Raw genomic sequence first — 16,898 nt, forward strand, 5'->3', positions numbered from 1 at the left:
GGAGCCGCCCGTCCTGTGGATGCCGGTGACGGGGCCGGGCCGGCGATGCTGGACAATGTCAGGCATGCGGCCCGCTCCCCCGAGCCCCACGTCCTCGCACCCCTCTCCCCTGCTGCGGCCCATCGCGGGCCGCGACGTCGACGACGTGCTGGCGCTCAACCAGGCCAATGTCGAGCTGCTCGCGCCCATGGACGAGGCGCGGCTCGACCAGCTGCGGGCCTGGTCGCTGCGAGCCGACGTGGTGCAGGTCGGCGGCGAGTTCGCCGGCTTCGTCATCACCATGGGCCCGGGAACCGCCTACGACTCCGCGAACTACCGGTGGTTCGCGCAGCGCTACGGAACCGGGTTCCACTACCTCGACCGCATCGTCCTCAGCGAGCGGTTCCGTCGCTGCGGCCTCGGCTCGGCCGTCTACGACGTCGTGGAGACCGACGCCGCCCGGGTCGGCCTGCTCACGCTCGAGGTCAACGCCGACCCGCCGAACCCGGCCTCGCTCGCCTTCCACGCCGGGCGCGGTTACTTCGAGGTCGGGCGCCTGGGGGCGCCCGGCAAGACGGTGGCAATGATGGCCAAGCACCTGACCCTGTGATGGCCGTTCGGGGGATTCGCCTCCGAGCTGCAGGATTTACCGTCTCTTTACCAGAGTCACCGGCGTGTCGTGCGCCGGTGGGGTGGACGACGGAAGCGGCGGGCGGAACGTGGTCAGAAGGGCAGGGGCGGTCTGCGCCGTGCTGTTGACCTGTGCCGTCCTCGGCGGCACGACGGCCACCGCTTCGTCCGCAAAGGGCCGCCCCTCCCCCGCGCCCGCCAGTCGCGCCCTCAGCGACGCCGGTGTCGACTCCTCGCTGGATCCCGCGCAGCTGCGGTCCCAGATCGCTGAGGCGAGCCGGCTGCGCGACGAGCTGACGGCCTCCAACGCGAAGATCGCGGCGGCCACCACCCGCCTCGAGCGACTCTCCCTGGAGGCCAACCAGCTGCTCCAGGAGTACGCCAGGGCCCGGACGGCCGAGCGGGAGGCCCGCGCCGAGGCCGACCGCAACCTCAAGCTGTTCGAGGAGATGAACGCCCAGGCCACCGACGACCGGCGGGCCGTGGGCGCGTGGGCTTTCCACGTCTACACCGGCGGCGGCTCGATTGCCGACCTGACGGCCATGTTCGAGGCGCTGAGCATGCCCGCTTCGGAGGCCAGCGACCCCGTGGCGCACCTGGCCTACCTCAGCGACCAGAAGGTGCACGCGCTCGAGCGCATCCAGAGCCTGGCAGCCGAGCAGCGTGGTGTGGCCCTCAAGGCGGTCGAGGCCCGCTCCGCCGCCACCGTGGCGGCCCTTGCTGCGGCCGACGCCCGCAAGAGGCTGGACGCGGTCATCGCGAGGCAGAGGCGCGAGCTGGAGTCCACGCGTGCGCTGCACGCGGAGCAGGTCCGGCGGGTGGGTCCGATCTCAGGGCTGTTGCTCGGCTCGGAGAACAGCCATGCGCTGGAGGTGACGCGCGAGCTGCGCAGGGCCCTGAAGCTGCCGGACGTGTTCGTCGACGGCTCGGCCAACGCCTGTGACGGGGACGAGCGGGACTACCCGAACGGCCACATCCCGGCCAGCGCGCTGTGCCCCCTCCAGGGAGCGCCGGGTCACAGCCTGCGCCCGGGTGCGGCGGCTGCGTTCAACGCCCTGAGCAGGGCGTACGAGAAGGACGCCGGGGTGCCGCTGTGCGTCACCGACTCCTACCGGTCGCTGGCGGAGCAGGTCTCCGTGAAGGCCAGCCGGGGCAAGTGGGCCGCAACTCCCGGCACCAGCGAGCACGGCCTCGGCATGGCGCTCGACCTGTGCGGTGGCATCCAGAGCTTCGGGAGCCCGGCGCACCTCTGGATGCGCCAGAACGCCCCCCTCTACGGCTGGTACCACCCCGCCTGGGCCGGGCCGGGCGGCTCGCTGCCAGAGCCGTGGCACTGGGAGTACGCGGGCTGAGCGGCCCGCGAGGCGAACACGCCGGAGACTGAGCACGCAGACGCATTCCTCCGCGGCCGCCGTGTGCCACTCTGCCCCCATGACGTCCTCCGAGGTCGCGGCGCCGGCCGACCCCTACGCGTACACGGCGCAGTACCGCAGGTCCTGGTACTGGTACGACTGGGCCAACTCCGCCTTCGTCACAACCACCGGCACGGTGCTGTTCGGCCCCTACATCACGGCCGTCGCGAAGGAGGCCGCGTGCCCCGGAGGGGACGGGAGCTGCACCGCGACCCTGGACGTGCTCGGGGTCCCCATCGCCCCCGGCTCGGTGGCCCCGTACACCGTCACGGTGGCCACGATCCTCGCCGCCGTGGTGCTGATGTTCGTCGGCGCCATCGCCGACCGGTCCCCCCGGCCCGCCCGGCTCCTCGGCGTGTTCGCCTGGACCGGTGCCGCGGCGGCCTGCGCGATGTTCCTCGTCGCCGGCGACAACTGGCAGCTCGGTGTCGTACTCATGGTCCTCGCCACCGTCGCCTTCGCCTCGTCCCAGGCGGTCTACGACTCCCTGCTGTGCCGGATAGCCAGTCCTGACGACCGTGACGCCGTCTCCTCGCGCGGGTGGGGCCTGGGCTACCTCGGGGGCGGCCTGCTGCTCGCGCTCAACCTCGGGTTCATCACCATGGGCGACTCGCTCGGCATCGACGCAGGCACGGCGGCCCGCATCAGCATGCTCTCGGCCGGCCTCTGGTGGGCGGTGTTCACCGTCATCCCGGTCGCCGGCATGTGGCGGCTGCGCGGCGTCGAACGGCCCGAGGTGGCCCGCGAAGCGGGGGCGGTCAGCGGCAGCCTGCGCCAGCTGCGCGACACCTTCAGCGACCTGCGACAGTACCCCCAGACCGTGCTGTTCCTGGCGGCCTACCTCTTCTTCAACGACGGCATCCAGACAGTCATCGGCTCCTCCAGCCTCTACGGCAGCGAGGAGCTGGGCTTCGAGACCGACCAGCTGATGATGCTCATCCTGCTGGTGCAGTTCGTGGCCTTCGGCGGTGCGCTGCTCTTCGGGCGCCTGGCCGGCCGCTTCGGCGCCTGGCGCACGATCCTGGCCTCACTGGTGCTGTGGTCGGGAGTGGTCGCGATCGCCTTCTTCGTCCCCCGGGGCGCCTTCTCGGCCTTCCTCGCCCTCGGGGTGCTGATCGGGGTGGTCCTGGGCGGCAGCCAGGCGCTGTCCCGCTCCCTCTACAGCCAGATGGTGCCGAAGAACCGGGAGGCGGAGTTCTTCAGCTTCTACCAGGCCATGGAGCGCGGCACGAGCTGGTTCGGCACCCTCATCTTCGGCCTGGTGCACCAGTTCACCCACTCCTACCGCTGGGCGATCATCGCCCTGCTGGTGTTCTTCGCGGTCGGGGGTTTCCTGCTCTCGCGGGTCAACGTCCGCCAGGGGATCCTCGACGCCGGCAACGAGCTGCCCCGCGTCGTGTGAGCGCATGCGCGAGGGCCGCGTCCCGGGTCGGACGCGGCCCTCGCGTGCCGGCGGTGTGCAGTGCTCAGGCTGAGCGCTTGCCGTTGCCCTTCTCGCCGCGCGAGGCGCGCAGCAGGGCGAGCCGCTCCTCGAGGAGCTCCTCGAGCTCGGGGATGGAGCGCCGCTCCAGCAGCATGTCCCAGTGCGTGCGCTGGTGCTTGACCTGCTTGGCCTCGGGCTCGGGGCCCTCGCCGACGAGGCGTGCCTCCGCGCCGCAGCGGCACTCCCACGTGGGAGGAATCTCCGCCTCGACCGAGAAGGGCAACTCGATCTTGTGCCCGTTGGGGCACTCGTAGGTGGTGATCTGGCGCTCGCTGGGCACGACGTGCTCGTCGGTCTCCAGGCTCAACGCGCCCAGACGGGTGCCTCGAAGTGATCGTTCTGCCATGGGGGTTCTCCCAACGTGGTGGATCCCGGGCGCGCCGACGCTCGTCGCGCGGGGTACACCTGTGCCAACGCGGCGGTGGGGCGTGTTGTTCCTGTCCCCCGAGCGCGCCGGGGACGTCGGGGGTTGTGTGATGTCTCACACCCTCGGCGTGTCGCAGCGCTAGAGGACCTCACCCTCGATGACGTCGCCCTCCCCCGGACCGCCGCGCCCTCCGGGGCCGCGCGGGGGGCCGAAGAACCCGCCCAGCAGGCGCCGTGCCACGACCCTCTCGAGCACACCCCGGGCCAGCGGTCGGGTCAGTGGGAGGATGAAGAAGAACCCCACGACGTCGGTGACGAACCCCGGCGTGAGGAGCAGCGTGCCGCCGACCAGCACCAGGGCCGCGTCGGCCAGCTCGCGACTGGGCATGCGCCCGGTGTTCAGGGCCGTCGTGAGGGCCGACCAGGCACGCGCGCCCTCCCGGCGCACCAGCCAGGCGCCCAGCAGCGACTCCAGCACGAGCAGCAGCAGGGTCTGCCAGCCACCGATGACCCGGCCCACGGCCACGATGACGGCGATCTCCAGCACCGGCACCACGAGGAGCAGGACGAAGACCACCGCGAGCCAGCGGGGGCGGCGGCGGGCGCGGGGCGCGCGTCCTACAGGCGGTGCCACTTCGGCTCCCGGCAGCCGAGCGACCGCAGCTGGCGGGCCCGGTGCTCCAAGCCCCAGACGGTGATCCGCTGCAGCGACTCGCGCATGATGTCCCTGCTCATCTTCGAGTCGCCGATCTCGCGCTCGACGAAGGTGATGGGCACCTCCACGACCCGCAGGCCCCTGCGCACCGCCCGGTTGGTGAGGTCGACCTGGAAGCAGTAGCCCTGGGAGGCGACGTCGGTCAGGCCGATCGCGCGCAGGGCCGAGGTGCGGTAGGCCCGGAAGCCGGCGGTTGCGTCGTTGACCCCCATGCCCAGCAGCACCCTCGTGTAGAGGTTGCCGCCGACGCTGAGCGCCTTGCGGTGCAGGGGCCAGTTGCGCACCGAGCCACCGGGAACCCAGCGCGAGCCGATGACGAGGTCGGCGTCGCCGAGGGCGGAGAGGAGCTCCGGCAGCTGCTCGGGCTGGTGGGAGCCGTCGGCGTCCATCTCGACGATCGCGTCGTAGTCGCGCCCGAGACCCCAGGCGAACCCGGCGAGGTAGGCGGCGCCGAGGCCCTCCTTGCCGGCGCGGTGCAGCACGTGCACGCGCGCGTCGTCGTCCGCGAGCTCGTCGGCGACCTTGCCGGTGCCGTCCGGGGAGTTGTCGTCGAGGACGAGGACGTCGGCGTCCGGCACCGACTCGCGCACCCGGCGCACCACGGTGGGCAGGTTGTCGCGCTCGTTGTAGGTCGGGATGCAGACGAGGACCCGGGTCACCGGTCCTCGGTGCGCGGTGGCCGCGGCGGCATGCTCAGACAACGACAGCTTCCTCTTCCTCTCGGTGCTCGGCCTGAACCCTAGCGGCACGCCCACCCCGGGCTCGGGAGGTGGCGGCCGCGGCGGTCACGAGGAGTGCCGCGAGCGCTGCGGCGGTGTACTCGGGCAGGTCGCCGATGCGGTCGGAGACGGTCAGTGAGGAGCGCACGACCGGCTCGCCGTGGGCGGCGACCCCCGTGAACAGGCGCGTCTTGTCCTCGTAGGAGCCGTCGGGGCGGATGAAGGCGCTGACCCCGACGGTGGAGACGTGCACCACCGAGCGTCCGTGCTCGATGGCGCGCAGCCGCGAGATGGCGAACTGCTGCTCGGACTCGGCGGTGTAGCCGAACGTGGCGTTGTTGGTCTGCACCACGAGCAGGCTGTCCCCACGGCCGGGCGCGAGCGTCGCCTCGCGCATCAGGTCGTCGTAGGCGACCTCGAAGCAGATGGTCGGGATGGCCGAGTACGAGCCGCCGGAGGCGACCGGAACCTCGAAGGCAGCGGGGTCCTCCCCGCCGGTGAAGTCGGCCGTGACCAGGTCGACCTTGTCGCTGAAGGTGCGAAAGAACGAGCGGTACGGGATGTACTCGGCGAACGGCACGGGGTGCTGCTTGACGTAGCGCTCCGGATCGCCGCCGCCGGGCCGGTACAGCAGGCTGACGTTGGACAGGTTCGGCGCCGGCTCGCGCAGCACCGCCCCGACGAGGACGGGCACACCAGCGGCCTCGACCGCCGACCGGATGGCGGCCTCGGCGTCGGCGTTGCGCAGGGGGTCGATGTCCGAGGCGTTCTCGGGCCAGACGACCAGGCTGGGCGCCTCGCCCTCTCCCGCGGCCAGGCCGCGCAGCGTCTGCTGCACGTGGTTGTCGAGCACCTGGCGGCGCTCCGCGTTGAAGTCCAGACCTGCCCGGGGCACGTTGCCCTGCACGAACATCACCGGCACGCCCCGGCCGCCCGTGGGCGCAGTGGCGGCGAGGGCAGCCATGGCCGGAACCACGGCGAGGAGCACCAGCGCCAAGGAGACGGCCCGGGCCGTCAGCGAGCCCGGCACGGCGGTGCGGCGGCCGGCCGGGCGCCGGATGCGCCCCAGGACGACCGCGACGGTGGCGTGGAGCAGCGCCCCGAGGGCGGCCACGGCTGCCGTGACGCCCGGGGCCCCCACGTATGCCGCCAAGGGCGCCAGTGGGCTGTCTGCCTGGCTGAACGCGAGGCGGGCCCACGGGAAGCCGCCGAACGGCGTGTGGGAGCGGGCGGTCTCCTGCAGCACCCAGAAGAGGGGGACGGCGGCATACGCCAGTGGTTGCAGGCGGGTGCCGAGCAGCGGGCGCTGGACGGCCGCGGTCACCCCGGCCATGACGGCGATGTAGAGCGCCTGCAGCACACAGAGGGCCACCCACGGCAGGGCGCCGACGTAGACCCCCGACCACGACAGAGTGGGCAGGAAGAAGGCCAGCCCGCCCGCCAGGCCCGAGCCGAAGGCCACCCGCCAGGAAGCCCCCAGCACGGCGGCCGACAGCAGCGCGACGGCCACCGGCGCGAGCCAGAAGTGGTCGTAGGTGGGAAAGGCCAGCACCAGGACCAGCCCGGAGGCGACGGCCAGCACGAGCCGGTGGCCGGCTCGCAGCGTCTGGCCGCGTACGGCGTGGTCGGTGGGCACGCCACCACGGTAGGACACAGCACGGCCCGCGCTGCCGTTGGGACCAGCCAGGCGTCGATCGGGTACCGACGGCGGGCTGTTGTCTACTGAGCGCGCGGGCCGTGCGGGCGTCCACCACCACTGCTCGGCCCGACAGTGACCGGGTCGGTGCCAGACGGCTGGCTCAGCGGTGGCTGCGCGCGCTAGCCACCGAATGCCGTCGATCTTCCCCTGCCTCTGTCGTCCCGCACCGTGGCGCTCGGTGGACGACCGCCGGCCAACTTACCGTCGCGTCGCTCGCTGTCAAGCCCCCGTTCACCTGCGCTTTCGTGTGTCGTCGCAGGTCAGCGCGACGAGCGAATATTCCTGCCGCACAGTGATTTTCGAGAGCCTTCGGCGTGTCACGCACGACACGCCGAGGAGCTCTCCTCCGTTCGGGGGATGGACGCGCGGTGGCGCGGTGCTCAGGCCTGGCGCGGGGGCACCACGACGACGCCGCGGGCAGTCGTGGCGACCACGGGCGGCTCGAGGATGTCGGCAGAGGACTCCGAGCGCTCGGGTGCGCCCCGGCCGACCACGCGCACCTCGAAGTCCATCTCGCGGCTGCGGGAACCGACCCGGACCAGGCGCGCCTCGATCTCGATGACGTCGCCGGCCCGGACGGGCGCCTTGAACTGGACGTCGGAGTACGACGCGAACAGTCCCTCGTCACCGTCGGTGCGGATGCACATCTCCGTGGCCACGTCACCGAAGGCGGCCAGGGAGTAGGCGCCGTCGACGAGGTTGCCGGCGTAGTGGGCGTGGCTGTAGGGGACGTAGCGGCGGTGCACGACGCTGAGTCCGACCTTGGCTCGGGTCATGGGACAGGCCTCCTGTGGGTCAGGGACGGGGCGTGGTCAGGGCGTGGACGAGGTAGCTGGCGACCTCGCCCGGGGTGGTGCCTCGGCCGAAGATGCGGTCGACGCCGAGCCGCTGCGCAGAGCCCTCCTCGAAGCGGGGCCCGCCGACCACGAGCAGAGGCACCCTGCCCGCCGGGTACGCCTCGCGGAAGGCCGCCGACATCGTGGTGGTGTTGTGGATGTGCGCGTCCTTCTGCGTCACGACCTGGCTCACCATCACGGCGTCGGCCTTCTCGGCCCGCGCCCGGGCCACGAGGTCCGGGACGAGCACCTGGGCGCCGAGGTTCACGACCTTGATCTCGCGGTAGTACTCCAGGCCCTTCTCGCCCGCGAACCCCTTGATGTTGAGGATCGCGTCGATCCCCACCGTGTGGGCGTCGGTGCCGATGCACGCGCCGACGACGACGAGCTTGCGGCGCAGCCGGGTCTTGATCGCCCGGTTGACCTCCTTGGGGCTGAGCAGCGGGAACTCCCGTTCGGTCACCTCCACCTGGCGGAGGTCGACGAGGTGGTGCACCCGGCCGTAGACGACGAAGAAGGTGAATTCGGGCCCCATCGGCTTGGCGTGCACGAGCAGTGCGGGGTCGAGCCCCATCTTGGCGGCGAGCTGCAGGGCCGCGCCCTCCGCGCGCTTGTCGTGCGGGACCGGCAGCGTGAAGGACATCTGCACCATGCCGTCGCCCGTGGTGTCGCCGTACGGCCGGATGATGTCGGGCTGCCGGCTGTCCTGTGCCGCCGTCGTCTCGGTGGTCATCGGGTCTCCCCCGTCTCCAGCAGGGTGATGGCTGGGTTGTCGTAGTCGCGGGCCCGCCTCACCACGCCGTCGCGGCCCTTGCCGGCGTTGGCCGGGCGCTTCATCAGGCCGAAGGTGCCGTCGGCGATTGCCGCGAGGAGGGGCGGGTCACCCGCGTCGTCGCTGTCGTGGACGATCGCGTCGAGCAGGTCGACGGCCTCGCCGAGCACCTGGCGGGCCCGGCTCTGGATGAACCCGTCGCGCGGCGGGTGGAAGTCCTCGGTGAGGCCCCCGGCGGCGTTCATGACGTACCGGACGTTCTGCAGCGCGAGGTCGCGGTCGGACAGGAACGGCGTGACGACGGCCTCGGTCATCATGCCGACGAGCAGGATGCCCTGGCCCGTCATGGCCCCGACGAGGTTGAAGAACCCGTCGAGCAGGTAGCCGCGGAAGATGTCGCCGGTCATGTGCTTGGTCGGCGGCATCCACTTCAGCGGCGCGTCGGGGAAGAGCTGCCGGGCGAGCAGGGCGTGGGCGAGCTCCATCCGGAAGCTGTCGGGCAGGTCGGGGTTGACCTCGAACGCGTGACCGAGCCCGAGCTGCCAGTCCTGCAGCCCGGCCTCCTTGGCGAAGTACTCGTTGAGCAGCTGGCTGACCGTGACCGTGTGTGCCGCCTCGACCGCGTCGGCGGTCGTGAGGTAGTTGTCCTCGCCGGTGTTGATGATGATCCCGGCGCGGGCGTGGATCTGGCGGCTGAACCGCTGGTCCACGAACGTGCGGACCGGGTTGATGTCGCGGAAGAGGATCCCGTACATCGAGTCGTTGAGCATCATGTCGAGGCGCTCGAGGCCCGCCAGCGTGGCGATCTCGGGCATGCACAGGCCCGACGCGTAGTTGGTCAGCCGGATGTAGCGCCCGAGCTCCTTGGACGTCTCGTCCAGCGCCGCCCGCATGAGGCGGAAGTTCTCCTGGGTGGCGTAGGTGCCGGCATACCCCTCGCGCGTGGCGCCCTCGGGCACGTAGTCGAGCAGCGACTGGCCGGTGGAGCGGATGACCGCGATGACGTCGGCGCCCTCGCGCGCGGCCGCCTGGGCCTGCGGGATGTCCTCGTAGATGTCGCCGGTGGCGACGATGAGGTAGATCCACGGGCGCTGCTGCGGGTCGCCGTGCCGCTTCACGAGGCGCTCGCGGGCGGCCCGCTGGCGGTCGATCGTGCGTAGGCCGCGGCTCACCTCACGGCGCGCTGCGGCCTGCGCCCTGGTCGCCGCCTTCCCCTCGGGCAGGTGGAAGGAGACCGAGCCGCTGGCGGCCTTCTGGGCCAGGGTCAGCAGGTCCTCGGCCTCGCCCCGGCGCAGGGCGTCGAAGACGGGCGTCGTGACGCCGTGCTCGAGGCCCACCTGGTCGCGCACCTGGTCGACGAGGTGGTTGACCCACGGGACGCGCTCGTGGTCGGCGCCCGCCAGGCCGGCGAGCCGCAGGGTGGCCCTCTCGACGGAGACGGTGGTGTGGCTCTGCGCCAGCCTCACCACCGGGCGGCCGGCCTTGCGGGCCAGGGTGCGGGCCTTGCGGACGACGGTGGGGTCGAGTTCGAGCACGGGTTTCACGCGGGAAGGCACCTTCCAGAGACTAGCAGCGGACGGCGGCGATCTTACGGTCAGAGGGGCTGCTCGCCGGAAGATCGACGGCGTTGGCGAGCTCAGCCGAGCGCGCCGGCGTCGAAGACGGTGGCCCCGCGCACCACGGTGCGCAGGGCGGTCGGCAGCTCGGCGCCCGGGCTGAGGTCCGGCAGGCCCGGGGTGCCCGACCGGGGGTCGGTGCTCCAGGTCTGGATGCGGTCGTCGGGCGCCTGCACCACGAGGTCACCGACCTTCCACACGGCGAAGGTCGCGGGCAGGCCCAGGTCGAGGTGGCCGCGGTCGTCGAACCCCGCCGCCCGCCACCCGCCGCGGGTGTGCGCCAGGAACGCCGAGCGCGCCGACACCCGCTGCTCGACCGTGTGGTGGAACGCGGCTGCCCGCACTGCCTCCCACGGGGCGAACGGCGTCACGGGCGAGTCCGACCCCAGCGCCAGGGTCATCCCGGCCGCCAGCATCGACGCGAAGGGGTTCATCGCGGCGGCGCGCTCGCGGCCCAGCCGCGCGGCATACATGCCCTCTCCCCCGCCCCAGTGCGCGTCGAAGGCGGGTTGCACGCTGGCGGTGACCCCGAGGGAGACCAGCCGGGCGATGCCTTCGGCGTCGATCATCTCGAGGTGCTCCAGCCGGTGGCGGGCTCGGCGGACCCGGTCGGCGCCGACCAGCTCGGCGGCGGCCTCGATGCCCGCGACGACGGTGTCGACGCCGGCGTCACCGATGACGTGGAAGCCGCCCTGCAGGCCGGCCAGGGAGCAGGCCGCGACATGGTCGCGGACCTGCTCGACGCTGAGGTAGCCGTTGCCCCGGTGGCCGTCGGCGTCGGCGTAGGGCTCGCGCAGGCAGGCGGTGCGCGACCCGATCGAGCCGTCGACGTTGAGGTCGCCGGCGAGGCCGTGCGCCCCGACCAGGGATGCCACCTCACGCGCCTCCTGCTCCGTGGCGACCAGCTGGGCCCAGTAGCCCAGCGTCTGTGGCCCGTCACCCCGCTCCCCCGCGGCCAGCACGTCGGCGAAGTCGTCTGCCGACGACAGGATGCGCCCACCGTTCTCGTGCACGAGGCCGATGCCCGCCGCGGCTGCCGCCTGCAGGGCAAGGTCGATGTCGGCGCGGCGCTGGGCGGGGCTGATGGCGGCGTTGAACGCCTCCCGCGCGACGTGGTGCGCCTCTCGCGACACCACGCCGTCACCCTGCCAGCCGGGCTGCTGCGGCGCCCCGCTCGCGGCTGCGAGCGCGGAGGAGATCACGGCGGAGTGGCCGTCGACGCGCGGCATGTAGACGACCCCCCCGTAGGTGGCCCGGTCGAGCTCGGCGGCCGTCGCCGGCCGCCCCTCGGGCCAGTGCCGCTCGTCCCAGTTCGGGGCGTAGACCGGGCGTCCCTGCTGGGCCCGGGCCGCGTCCGCCACCCGCGAAAGGGCCACCGCCAGCGAGGGGGCGCCCGCGACGTCGACCCCCCGCAGGGCTGCGCCCGTGTGCGACAGGTGTGCGTGGGCGTCGACGAAGGCAGGGGTGACCAGCGCGCCGTCGAGCTCGACGACGGCGTCCACGGAGTCCTCGTGGACCGTGGCCGCGTCGTCACCGCCGATCCAGGCGATGGTGCTGCCGTCGACGACCATCGCGTTGGCGAACGGGTCGACCGGGCTGTAGACGAATCCGCCGCGGTACAGGGTGGTCACCGCAGCACCCTAGAGGGTGCGCCCGGCGGGCTCGGCGTCTGGACATCCGGGGGCCCTCTACGCACCTAGGACGAGGGGGCTGCACGCAGGAGTGTCCGAAAAGACGAGTCACGCCATGCGCCCGCGCAGACGATACTGGCGAGGTGATCGGCGCGGAGTTCACGGGGGTTCTCCACGCTGCCCAGCAGGGCAGGGTGGCGGCCTTCGTGCGCCTGTGGTCCGACGTCAACCCCGCCCTCACCCGCTACCTGCGCGTCGTCGCCGTCGCGGACGCGGACGACATCGCCTGCGAGAGCTGGGTCGCGGTGCTCCGCCGGCTGCCGACGTTCGAGGGGGACGAGACCGCGTGGCGCACCCTGGTCTTCTCCTGCGCCAGGATGCACGCCGAGGACGAGAACCAGCGCCGCGTGTGGGACGCGATGGTCGAGGAACCCGAGGTGACGGCCGTGGTGGCCGCCCCCCTGCCGCCGGGCGAGGAGCCCTTCGAGGAGGACGAGGCCGAAGGCGGCCCCGCCCACGGCCTGCGGATGGCCCTCGAGGCGGTCCGGGACCTGCCGCCCGAGCAGGGCGAGGTGCTGATGCTGCGGCAGGTCGGCCTCCTCCCCGCCGAGGAGGTCGCCGAGCTGGTCGGCTCCGACGTCGGCGCCGTCCACGCCCTGGAGCAGGAGGCGCTCGACCAGCTCGGCCTCGATGCCGAGCTGCTGACGTGGTCCATGGGGGGCGAGCCGCGGCCCGTGGAGGTCGCGGACGAGGCCACCCTCGTCGCGGTCTTCCGCGCCCTGGTGCCCGAGCAGTCACCTTCGTCGCCGGCATCCTCCCGGGGCGTGTCGTCCGGGGGTGCCAGGGTCATCTCGCTGAGGCGACCCACGTGGCGGACCCGCGCAGGCGCCGCCGCCGCGGCATCCGCTGCGGTGCTCGGGATGGGCGCCTTCAGTGCGGCCGCCTACCAGGGCGTGCTGCCCGACCCGGTCCAGAACGTGATGCACGTCGTCATCGGCGCCCCCGAGCCCGCGCCCGAGTCCCCCGCGGCCACGTCTGCCGCGCCGCCCGGCCGCACCCGCACCACGACGGCGCCAGTCCCCCCGGCGCAGGCTGGCACCCGCTCGCAGAGCACGTCGACCCGCGCCGGGCAGCCGCCCATGACGGCCGCGCTCGACCTGTGCCGCACCTGGGAGGCCGAGCGCGAGAGCGGTGTCACCGAGGACCGCTCGACCAGCTTCCGCAGCCTGGCGCAGGCAGCCGGCAGCGGCTCGCGGGTCGGCGCCTACTGCGCCAAGAGCGGCGTGCCGCTGGCCCCGCTCACGACCGGGCCCAGCGCGCCGATCCCCGCGACGCCGGAGCCGACCGTCACGTCCCCGACCACGGAGCCGACCGTCACGTCCCCGACCACGGAGCCGACCGTCACGTCCCCGACCACGGAGCCGACCGTCACGTCGCCGACCACGGAGCCGAACGTCACGCCCCCGACCCCGTCCCCGACCACGGAGCCGACCACGACCCCGCCGGAGCCCACCCCCCCGACCACGGGCACTGGCAGCGGGTCGACGGGTGCGGGCACCGACACCGGGACCGGCACCGGCACGGTGGGACGGGGCACGAGCACCGGCAAGGGCCGCGCAGGTGGCGCAGCCGGCACGCCGACCGACGACCCCGCGACGGACACCTCCGGCACCGTGGCCGGCAAAGGGCGCCTGAAGGGCTGACCCAGCAGGTCGCCTAGGGCGCGTGCTCCTCGAGGCGGCTCTCGAACAGGGTCCGCACCGCGGCATCGCTGCGCACGAGGTCGAGGGCGTATGCCGCGTGCCCGGGCACGTACCCGTTGCCGACGAGCATGCGCACGTCTGCCGCGACGCCCTCGGCGCCGAGGGCGGCCGCCGCGAAGTTGGTCGCCATCGAGAAGAAGATGATCGTGCCGCCCTGCGCGGTGGAGAGGATGGCCGGCTGCTCGCAGCCGGGCACGTCGACGCACACCACGGTGATGTCGGCGGGGCCGCCCGCACCCGCGACCGCCTCGGACAGCCCGAGCGGGCTGCGGGCGTCGGCGACGACGACGGCGTCCGCGAGCCCGGTGCCGTCGAGCAGGGCGGCCTCGCGATCGTTGGGGACGACTGCGATCCGTCGCCCCGCCCCGCTGGCGCCCGCGGCGGCGAGCGAGAGCGAGCCGGACTTGCCGGCCCCGCCCAGCACGCAGACCGAGGGCGCTGCCGCACCGGCGCGGGCGGCATACTCCCCCACCACCCGGGCCACCAGGGCAGGGGCGCCGCACACGTCCATGACCATCAGCGCCAACTCGGGCGAGAGGTCGTCGGGCAGCACGGCCGCGATGGAGCGGCCGAACAGGATGGCGTGCCCGTCTGCGGGGACCCGCTCGGAACGCCCGTCCCACCGGGCCAGGCCGTCGGTGACCACCAGCGGGGTCAGGGACAGCGACACCAGTGTGGCCACGTGGTCGCCGACGTGCAGGCCCAGCGGACTCTCCGGTCCGACCTCCTCCACGGTGCCGATGAGCATCCCGCCGGAACCGGTCACCGGGTTCTGCATCTTGCCTCGCTCGGCGACGATGTCGAGCACCTCCCGGCGCAGCGCCTCGCCGTCGAGGACCCCGTCGCCGGTCGTGTGCTTCTCGGCGAGCTGTCGGTAGGAGGCGGCGTCGAGGTTCAGGGTCTCGACCCGCACCCGCACCTCGTCGGGCCACAGCTCGGGGCGCGGGTCGAGGCGCCGGGCGGCCTGGGGCAGGGACGCCCCAGCCGGCTCGAGCACACGGTGCAGGCCCACGGGCGAGGACTCGGACTGCGGCAGAGGCACAGGATCTCCCTCGATAGACGACACGAACCGGAAATCCTCCGGCTCGATGCGGTAAACAACGGACGCATTGCGTATCCTGCCACCTATGAGCACGCAGATCGAGCAGCCCTACATCTACCGCCGCCACGAGTTGGCCGAGCCGGACTGGACGCGGTTCCCCGGATGGCGCGAGGTCACCGCGCAGGACTGGGCCAGCGCCCAGTGGCAGCGCGCCCACTGCGTCAAGAACGTCAAGCAGCTCCGCGAGCTCATGGGCGACCTGCTCACCGAGTCGTTCTACGCCGACCTCGAGCGCGACCAGGCCGAGCGGGCGACGATGTCGATGCTGGTGCCGCCGCAGATGATGAACACCATGGTCAGCGAGGTGACCTGGTCCGACGGCACCATGCCCTCGGCGGGGGTCGAGTTCACCCGGGCCTTCTACGCCGACCCAGTGCGCCGCTACATGCTGCCCGTCTTCTCCGACCGGCGCACCGACTGGCCGTCGCACCCGCACGCCACCCGGGACAGCCTGCACGAGCACGACATGTGGGTGGCCGAGGGCCTGACCCACCGCTACCCCACCAAGGTCCTGGCCGAGATGCTGCCGACCTGCCCGCAGTACTGCGGCCACTGCACCCGGATGGACCTCGTCGGCAACTCCACCCCACAGGTCGCCAAGCTCAAGCTCGCCGGCAAGCCGGTGGACCGGTATGCCGCGATGCTGGCCTACCTCTCCTCCACCCCCTCGGTGCGCGACGTCGTGGTCTCCGGCGGCGACGTGGCCAACATGCCGTGGAAGAACCTTGAGGGCTTCCTCGACAAGCTGCTCGAGATCGACAACATCCGCGACATCCGCCTGGCCACCAAGGCCCTCATGGGGCTGCCCCAGCACTGGCTGCAGGACGACGTCGTCGAGGGTGTCGGCCGGGTGGCACGCAAGGCGCGCGAGCGCGGGGTCTCGCTGGCGATCCACACCCACGTCAACGCGGCGCAGTCCGTCACCCCGTCCGTGGCCCAGGCCGCCAAGGCGATGCTCGAGGCAGGGGTGCGGGACGTGCGCAACCAGGGTGTGCTCATGCGCGGGGTCAACGACACCACCGAGCAGCTGCTCGACCTCTGCTTCGCCCTCCAGGACGAGGCGATGGTGACGCCGTACTACTTCTACATGTGCGACATGATCCCGTTCAGCGAGCACTGGCGGCTCTCGCTCGCCGAGGCGCAGCACCTGCAGCACGCGATGATGGGCTACCTGCCCGGCTTCGCCACGCCGCGGATCGTGTGCGACGTGCCCTTCGTCGGCAAGCGGTGGGTCCACCAGGTCGAGTCCTACGACACCGAGCGCGGGATGTCGTTCTGGCGCAAGAACTACCGCACGTCCATCGAGGCCGCCGACACCGACGCCCTCTCGCGCGACTACGTCTACTACGACCCGATCTACACGCTCCCCGAGAGCGGCCAGCGGTGGTGGCGGGAGCAGGGCGACCACGCGGCCGCCCACGAGCTCGCCGTGGAGCGGGCCCAGGCCAGCAGGGAGGCAGCCGAGCGCGACGCCGCGCTGGTCTGACGGAGCGCCCCGCGAACGCGCCACACCCTTGCAGGTGTGGCGCGTTCGTCATGAGACACCGGTATGCCGCGGTGGGCCGGGTTCGCTAGGTTGCTCCCGTGACTGCCATCGCTCTCCCCCGCAAGCGCGTGCTCGCCGACGTCATCCCCGGCGGCCTCGCCCGTGACGCCCTCCTCGTCGCCAGCGGTGCGGCCTTCGTCGGCCTGCTGGCACAGTTCAGCATCCCGCTGCCGGGCACGCCCGTGCCCCTGACCCTGGGCACCTTCGCCGTCCTGTTGACCGGTGCCGCGCTCGGTCCCGTGCGCGGCCTGCTCAGCATCGGTATCTACATGGCCGCCGGCATGGCCGGGGTGCCCTGGTTCGCCGGTCAGACCAGCGGCTGGGGCTTCCCGTCGTTCGGCTACATCGTCGGCTTCGTGGTCGCCGGCGCCCTCGTCGGCTGGCTCGCCTCCCGTGGCGGCGACCGCACGCCGCTGCGGACGGCCGGCACCATGGTGCTCGGCAACGTCGTCATCTACGCGTTCGGCCTGCCCTACCTCATGGCGGCCACCGGGATGGACCTGCCGGCCGGCCTCGCTGCCGGTGTGACGCCCTTCCTCGTCGGTGACGGCATCAAGATCCTCCTCGCCGCCGGACTGCTGCCCGGCGCGTGGAAGGTCGTCCAGCACGTCGAGTCCCGCTGAACCCCG

15 protein-coding genes are annotated in these 16,898 nt (G+C 72.6%); 6 read left to right on the top strand and 9 right to left on the bottom strand.

What is annotated here, in order from left to right; genetic code table 11:
• Positions 1-64 precede the first annotated feature (64 nt).
• The 3 genes from P2F65_RS11535 to P2F65_RS11545 all read left to right on the top strand — a co-directional run bounded on the left by P2F65_RS11535 (position 65) and on the right by P2F65_RS11545 (position 3,423).
• Positions 65-589, top strand: coding sequence for a GNAT family N-acetyltransferase (locus tag P2F65_RS11535; protein WP_275807534.1), 525 nt, complete (start codon positions 65-67; stop codon positions 587-589).
• 139 nt (positions 590-728) lie between these two features.
• Positions 729-1,961 carry a M15 family metallopeptidase gene (locus P2F65_RS11540; protein WP_275807537.1) on the top strand — a complete coding sequence of 411 codons (1,233 nt, stop codon included), beginning with the start codon at positions 729-731 and terminating at the stop codon, positions 1,959-1,961.
• A 79-nt stretch (positions 1,962-2,040) separates the two neighbouring features.
• Complete coding sequence (locus P2F65_RS11545) at positions 2,041-3,423, top strand: MFS transporter (protein ID WP_275807539.1); 1,383 nt, start codon at positions 2,041-2,043, stop codon at positions 3,421-3,423.
• Between the two features lie 64 nt (positions 3,424-3,487).
• Here P2F65_RS11545 and P2F65_RS11550 read toward each other — a convergent pair whose 3' ends face one another.
• The 8 genes from P2F65_RS11550 to P2F65_RS11585 form a co-directional block, all read right to left on the bottom strand.
• Positions 3,488-3,850 (bottom strand): RNA polymerase-binding protein RbpA, encoded by a 363-nt coding sequence (locus P2F65_RS11550; RefSeq protein ID WP_275807542.1) that lies wholly within the window; start codon positions 3,848-3,850, stop codon positions 3,488-3,490.
• 159 nt (positions 3,851-4,009) lie between these two features.
• A complete protein-coding gene (locus P2F65_RS11555; protein WP_275807545.1) occupies positions 4,010-4,504 on the bottom strand; it encodes an FxsA family protein in 495 nt (164 codons plus the stop codon).
• Entirely contained in the window at positions 4,489-5,286 is a 798-nt protein-coding gene (locus P2F65_RS11560) for a polyprenol monophosphomannose synthase (RefSeq protein ID WP_275807547.1), read from the bottom strand. Before P2F65_RS11560 ends, P2F65_RS11555 begins: the two co-directional genes overlap by 16 nt.
• A complete protein-coding gene (gene lnt / locus P2F65_RS11565; protein WP_275807550.1) occupies positions 5,279-6,940 on the bottom strand; it encodes an apolipoprotein N-acyltransferase in 1,662 nt (553 codons plus the stop codon). The genes P2F65_RS11560 and lnt overlap by 8 nt, the downstream gene beginning before the upstream one ends.
• Positions 6,941-7,383: 443 nt before the next feature.
• Positions 7,384-7,779: a hotdog domain-containing protein gene (locus P2F65_RS11570; protein WP_275807552.1), complete on the bottom strand. Its 396-nt coding sequence runs from the start codon at positions 7,777-7,779 to the stop codon at positions 7,384-7,386.
• A gap of 19 nt (positions 7,780-7,798) precedes the next feature.
• Positions 7,799-8,572, bottom strand: coding sequence for an OAM dimerization domain-containing protein (locus tag P2F65_RS11575; RefSeq protein ID WP_275807555.1), 774 nt, complete (start codon positions 8,570-8,572; stop codon positions 7,799-7,801).
• On the bottom strand, positions 8,569-10,167 hold the full coding sequence (locus tag P2F65_RS11580) for a lysine 5,6-aminomutase subunit alpha (protein ID WP_275807558.1): 1,599 nt from the start codon (positions 10,165-10,167) through the stop codon (positions 8,569-8,571). Before P2F65_RS11580 ends, P2F65_RS11575 begins: the two co-directional genes overlap by 4 nt.
• A gap of 80 nt (positions 10,168-10,247) precedes the next feature.
• Positions 10,248-11,858 (bottom strand): amidohydrolase family protein, encoded by a 1,611-nt coding sequence (locus P2F65_RS11585; protein ID WP_345803695.1) that lies wholly within the window; start codon positions 11,856-11,858, stop codon positions 10,248-10,250.
• Between the two features lie 143 nt (positions 11,859-12,001).
• On the opposite strand from P2F65_RS11585, the gene P2F65_RS11590 reads away from it, so the two are divergent.
• Entirely contained in the window at positions 12,002-13,561 is a 1,560-nt protein-coding gene (locus P2F65_RS11590) for a hypothetical protein (protein ID WP_275807561.1), read from the top strand.
• A gap of 13 nt (positions 13,562-13,574) precedes the next feature.
• On the opposite strand, the gene P2F65_RS11595 is transcribed toward P2F65_RS11590, so the two are convergent.
• The gene (locus P2F65_RS11595; protein ID WP_275807564.1) at positions 13,575-14,663 is read right to left on the bottom strand and encodes an L-erythro-3,5-diaminohexanoate dehydrogenase; all 1,089 of its coding nucleotides are present in this window, start codon (positions 14,661-14,663) and stop codon (positions 13,575-13,577) included.
• An 85-nt stretch (positions 14,664-14,748) separates the two neighbouring features.
• Between P2F65_RS11595 and P2F65_RS11600 the strand changes: the two genes are divergently transcribed.
• Both P2F65_RS11600 and P2F65_RS11605 read left to right on the top strand, forming a co-directional pair.
• Positions 14,749-16,209, top strand: a complete 1,461-nt coding sequence (locus tag P2F65_RS11600; protein WP_275807566.1) for a lysine 2,3-aminomutase — start codon at positions 14,749-14,751, stop codon at positions 16,207-16,209.
• A gap of 98 nt (positions 16,210-16,307) precedes the next feature.
• Complete coding sequence (locus P2F65_RS11605) at positions 16,308-16,892, top strand: biotin transporter BioY (protein ID WP_275807569.1); 585 nt, start codon at positions 16,308-16,310, stop codon at positions 16,890-16,892.
• Positions 16,893-16,898: the final 6 nt, after the last annotated feature.

Source organism: Knoellia sp. p5-6-4 (assembly GCF_029222705.1).
In the GTDB taxonomy this organism is placed as follows: domain Bacteria; phylum Actinomycetota; class Actinomycetes; order Actinomycetales; family Dermatophilaceae; genus Pedococcus_A.